General features: G+C 33.7%; 6 protein-coding genes. All 6 read right to left on the bottom strand.

Annotated elements, in window-relative coordinates; translation table 11 throughout:
• Positions 1 to 16: 16 nt before the first annotated feature.
• Positions 17 to 316 carry a type II toxin-antitoxin system RelE/ParE family toxin gene (locus F598_RS0114160; protein WP_019036947.1) on the bottom strand — a complete coding sequence of 100 codons (300 nt, stop codon included), beginning with the start codon at positions 314 to 316 and terminating at the stop codon, positions 17 to 19.
• A complete protein-coding gene (locus F598_RS0114155) occupies positions 309 to 557 on the bottom strand; it encodes a type II toxin-antitoxin system ParD family antitoxin (RefSeq protein ID WP_019036946.1) in 249 nt (82 codons plus the stop codon). Before F598_RS0114155 ends, F598_RS0114160 begins: the two co-directional genes overlap by 8 nt.
• 616 nt (positions 558 to 1,173) lie before the next feature.
• A complete protein-coding gene (locus F598_RS0114150) occupies positions 1,174 to 1,581 on the bottom strand; it encodes a hypothetical protein (protein WP_019039730.1) in 408 nt (135 codons plus the stop codon).
• Between the two features lie 167 nt (positions 1,582 to 1,748).
• Entirely contained in the window at positions 1,749 to 2,657 is a 909-nt protein-coding gene (locus F598_RS0114145; protein WP_019039729.1) for a hypothetical protein, read from the bottom strand.
• A gap of 124 nt (positions 2,658 to 2,781) precedes the next feature.
• Positions 2,782 to 4,458, bottom strand: a complete 1,677-nt coding sequence (locus tag F598_RS0114140) for a MutS-related protein (protein ID WP_019039728.1) — start codon at positions 4,456 to 4,458, stop codon at positions 2,782 to 2,784.
• A gap of 295 nt (positions 4,459 to 4,753) precedes the next feature.
• Complete coding sequence (locus F598_RS15530) at positions 4,754 to 5,179, bottom strand: hypothetical protein (RefSeq protein WP_019039727.1); 426 nt, start codon at positions 5,177 to 5,179, stop codon at positions 4,754 to 4,756.
• Positions 5,180 to 5,225 lie beyond the last annotated feature (46 nt).

Here is a 5,225-nt window from a genome sequence, read left to right as displayed (position 1 = left end):
TGTTGGGTGTAGTTTTTTATTCGGTTATTATTTTCTTCAAATCCATTCGCTCGTGTAAAATTCTTATGACTTCAATTCTATCTTCGGAAAGTGATTGATAAAATATAATATGTTTCCCAGATTTTAGTCCGAGCAAGTTTTTGTTTATTCCGTCATATTCTTTTCCAACATCAGGATTTTGTCCAATTCCGTTACAGGCTAACTTTATTGTAGCATAATATTTGTCTGCTTGTTTTGCAGACCATTTGTCAAAAGTATAATCCCAAATGTCATTCAAGTCATCAATGGCTTTTTGTCTTAAAATTACTTTAGCCATTTTTTCTTTTTTCCGCTTTTAATCTTTTTAGATTTTCGTCAAAGTCAAAGTCTTCTACTAATGGACTGTTTAGTCCTTCTTGAATTGCATTTCGTAGAGCAATTACTTTACTCTCTTCATTTTCCAAAAGCCTAAGTCCAGCTCTGATTACTTCACTGACGTTTTTGTATCGTCCAGCAGAAACTTGAGTTTGTACAAATTGGTCAAAATAATTTCCAAGCGATATTGATGTGTTTTTCATTACTTTTAATTTTATTCAAATATACCAAAATTTGGTAAAAAATCAAATTGGTAAAATTTCGCTCAAATTACACCCAACGGTTCGTGTGTATAGCTGCGTTGCGAACAAACTGGCGCAAGTCTTTCAGCCGTGGCTGAAAGATAGCACATTGCGTGGAATTTTCGGTAGAAAATTCAGTCGCAATGAGCTATACACTCTGTTGTAGGTAGATTTTATTCAGATTCGGTTTATAATTGATCTTTTTATTATTCTTTAAATCGGGGTCGAGCAGAGGTGACAAATCAGTCAACAATTAATTTCGATCATCATTTCAGCTGCTCTGGCGCCGAAATCCATTCAGCCGTTTGAGACACAAAACAAACTATTCAGTCGTAAATTTCCGTTTTAAATCTTCCACTCAGCCGACTGACTTTTCGTTTATCAGACCAAGCAATTAATGAAATTCTTTCACACAGTATTTTTTGATCAATTTACCTACAACGTTTTGCATATGGCTTGTGGCGGTTTCGGAGCACTTTCCTGTCGACCGAAACCAAGGTTGGCTACAGAGCGAAAACCATGCGGATAGCCGCTCACCCGCCATAAGCTATATGCGTTGTTGTGGTGCGTTTTTCTTTTATTTTTTTCCTCTTAATTCTAAGTTCAATTTCAATGCTCCGAGGATTACTCCTGTCAAAACGAGCAATGTGGTTAGTCGGTAAAATTCTTGTGTCGAAGCTACTTCTGTGATTGTGGTAATACTCACGAAAAGACATGCCACGATTATAAAATATGACATCGCTGTATATCCTCTTTTCGCCAATTCTTTTGTGGTCGAATACTCCTTTAACCAACCTAACTGGGTCAATGGAACGAGACTTATCGCATAATAAAATAGGTGAAATCCAATGTTCAAAGTTAAGGCAAGTCCTAAGCGGTCTGGTAAGTCGTAGTCACCAAATGGAACAATTAACACAATCAAGCTGATTCCGCCTATTATATAGGCAAGTCGCTTGTATATTCCATGGATTTTATCTTGGGTCAAGTTTGTCTGTTTTAAATGCACCACAACGGTTTTGGCTATGGTTTCGTTACGGAATGGTACGCGAGTATCATTCCGCCGTAACCATAAATTTAGCAAATAGGCTTGAAATTCCGATTAGGAATTTCAGCCGTAATGAACTATAGCCGTTGTTGTGCCACGTTGTTTTTTTAAAATCCATATTTGGCTTTCATTAGACTATCCTTTTTTTCTTTTAGTTCCAATGGTGGTAAACCTATCGAAATTCGGTTGGTGTGAACTTTATTTAAATCATCAATCATATTCGCATAACCACCACCTTGAGCTCTATATGTTCCATAAATCTGTTGCTCACCATTGTATAAATGATATTGGTCAATCATTGTCCCTAATGTTCGTGGTGAAGCAGTTCCATTTTTTACAAACTCTTTAATTTTTGGCACAAAATAATTTATTCGAATACTGTCATCTGTGTGAAGTAATAAAAGTCCTACATCAACAGGATAATCCATAGTTCTTGGTCCAACGATTTTATCAGTCGGATAACCAATAGTCTCGAAAATCTCAATCAATCGTTTTTCGTGAAGATTGTCGATGCTGTCTTGCTTTGCTATATTATCTTGATAATTACTTCCACGATACATTTGGTCGTCAGACTTCATTGAAATTAATTCGTCACGAAGTTTAAAGTCAGCATTAGTTTCAAATTCTTTCCGCAAACTATTGTATTCCGAAATGAATTTTTGTCCAAATTCCGAAATCAGAAATTCGCTAAAATTGTCATTATTCTCAAATCTATTTAGTTCAACGCCATTTAAGACTTGCTTTTTTGCATATTCATAGGTTATATCAAATTTTCCTAAAATGGCTGAACTTTCTGTAAATTTTCCAATTTCATTATAAGTAGAGGTGTTAATTGCCTCGCAAGATTTGAAAGCGTCTTGATAAAGTTCAAATGCCTTTTCGTAATTCTTCGTTTCAAATTGCAAATCGGCTTTATAAACTGTTTGATAATAATCGGTTATATAATTGCATTCGGCTTTTTTGTCCGATTGACAACTAAAAGTTAGTATTAATACTAAAATTATAATTTTTCTCATAGGTTTTTCTCCAATGTGGCACAACGGTCTTGTGTATGAGCAGTAGCGGATTTTACGCAACTACTTTTCGATAAGCAATATACTTATTTAAACGCAAAAACGGTTCGAGTTTGCACTTAAACCGCTATTGCTTATACACGTTGTTGCCAGTAGTGTTTTTCGCTAAATATATTTTGTCTAATTCTTTTGCTATTTCGATTGCTTCTTTAACAACTTCTTGTGGGTAATCATTAATTTCAAGTATTCTAATTGCGTTTCTATTCTTCAGCTTTCCACCTTTTAATTTGTAATCAAATCCAACAGTTTTGTCGTTTACTGTTTCACTAAAATGATACAATTCATATTCGTCCAAAAGCATATCTGTCAACTCTATGTCGTGAGTAGAAACCAATATTTTATTGTCGTTCTTTGTTAAGGCTGATAAAACAGACTTTCCAGCAGAAATACGTTCTACTGTATTTGTGCCTTTAAATATTTCGTCTAAAAGAAAGAGGTTTTTATTTCCGTTTTCACTCTCTTTAAGCATCTCTTTAATGGTAATAACTTCTTCAAAATAATAACTTTTATCGTTCATTAAATCATCACTTATTCGGATTGCCGAAAACACTTTTAATAAAGGAAAAGTCATTGATTTAGCAAAACAAGTATTAATTGTTAGTCCAGTTATTACATTCAGCCCAATGGCCCGAATAAAAGAAGTTTTTCCAGACATATTTGAGCCTGTAAGAAGTACAGATTTTTTAGTTATTTCAATGCTATTAGTAGTACAATTGAAAATTAAAGGATGACTTATATCATTAGCAATTATTTTTTCTTCATCATCAATAATTGGCAAACAGAATGTATTAACTCCGTTTCTTAAAGAGGCTATTGAAATTAGCATATCAATATGCCCAACAAACTTAAAAACACTTTCTATTTCTTCTCTTTTCGTATTCAGCCTTTTTAAGACACCAAATAATAATAAAGGCTCAAGCAAAAACATTGTTTTAAAAATCTCAAATACAAACCAAGCTATGATTTCAAATTCTCCTTGAAGTTTTGCTTCGAGTGAGAAAAAAGACATCCTATTTTTAACTTCATTTATTAGTTTTATTGACTTTGATAAGTCAGGATTTAATTTTTTAAATAAAGAGTTGGTAAATAAATGAGATGCAATAGTATTAAGTTTTAAAAGCTGTGGGATTGAACCTATATATTGAACTAAATTGTTTTTATTCCAATAGTGAAGCACAAAATTCACACAAAAAACACCTAATAGAACTATGAAATATATAGGGTTGAAAAAGCCTAAAACAAGTGAGACTAAACTGGCAAATGACAATAGTTTGATTGCAATAAACCATTTTGGTGGATTAAGATGTTGTTCTTGAAATAAAGAGGATATATAATACGCATCTTTATGCTTTAGCTTTTCAATCTTTTTTTGAACTGAAATTCTTAATTCAGGATTTTCTGATAATTCAGTAATTATTTCTTCGTTTAGCTTTGTTTGCTTTTCATTTACTTTTATTGTCCGAAGATGATTATAAAAGTATTGTTGACCAACTTTTGAATTCGTTCGGTCAAGTAGCATAAACAAATCGTCAAAATCCAAGTCGTTACAGGTTTTGTCCGATATTACTTGATATGCTTGTGAATTATCTTTATTTCTAAAGTATTTTTCAATGTAATCAAAGTCAAAAGTGTCATTTTTCGGTTTTCCAAAACATTCTTTTAATCTTTGATTTATCTCTTTTTTTCTATTGAATTTTAGTTGAGAGAACGTGTATTTAATTTGAAATAATATGTCTTTAATCATTAAACAATTAGTGTAGAATTTCTATTTAATGTTACAAAAAATGTTTAGGTTATTGTTCTTCTGTTGAATTTTAACGAGGTGTTTTTGCATTACTGGCAACGGCCCGGCTATGCGCAGTGCGGAGTTTGAAAGCCGAAACTTTCAATCTGGCACAGACGCGAGCCAAAGCTGCGTTTTGTGTTTTTAAATTTATTCAACAAAAACGTCAAAGCGGAGCTTTGGCGGCTTAAAAGCACTGACCTTTCGTTTATCTCGTCAGCCCGCATTGCGTATAGGTTTTGTTGTGCCCCGTTTTTCATTTTAAAATTTTCTTAATCGAAGGTTCGTCTACTCTTAAAATTCTCAGAATCTGAGCGGCTCGAATTTTATTCTTCTTTTTGGTCTGGTCAAATTCGTCCATTAATCCTGTTTCCCAAAGCCGTTCGTTTACGGTCATACCATCAAGTCCTATGACGTTCTGGACTTTTTCGATTGTCAGTTCTTCTTGAATTTTGTGCAGTAGATATTCACAAGCTTCATCTTCTGTCGTAAATGTCCTTGAAGAATGTTTTTCACCACGTTCTCTGTAGTAGACTTCATATTCAATTGTGAACTTTCCTTTTTTGACGGTCAAGGCGATTTTGTCGTTGTCGTCAGTCGAGCCGAAAAGTCCATGTAGATAATATCTGTCGTCAGATACGCCTAATTCTTTGAGTTCGTTATTTAGTTCTTCCAACGTCATTTTTTCAAATGGGGCACAACGGTCTCGTATAACCGTCAGTTACGGG

The sequence above is a fragment of the Psychroflexus tropicus DSM 15496 genome (assembly GCF_000378765.1).
Classification (GTDB): Bacteria; Bacteroidota; Bacteroidia; order Flavobacteriales; family Flavobacteriaceae; genus Psychroflexus; species Psychroflexus tropicus.
The sequence above is the reverse complement of the archived record's forward strand: the minus strand, read 5'-3'. Positions and strand labels throughout refer to the sequence as shown.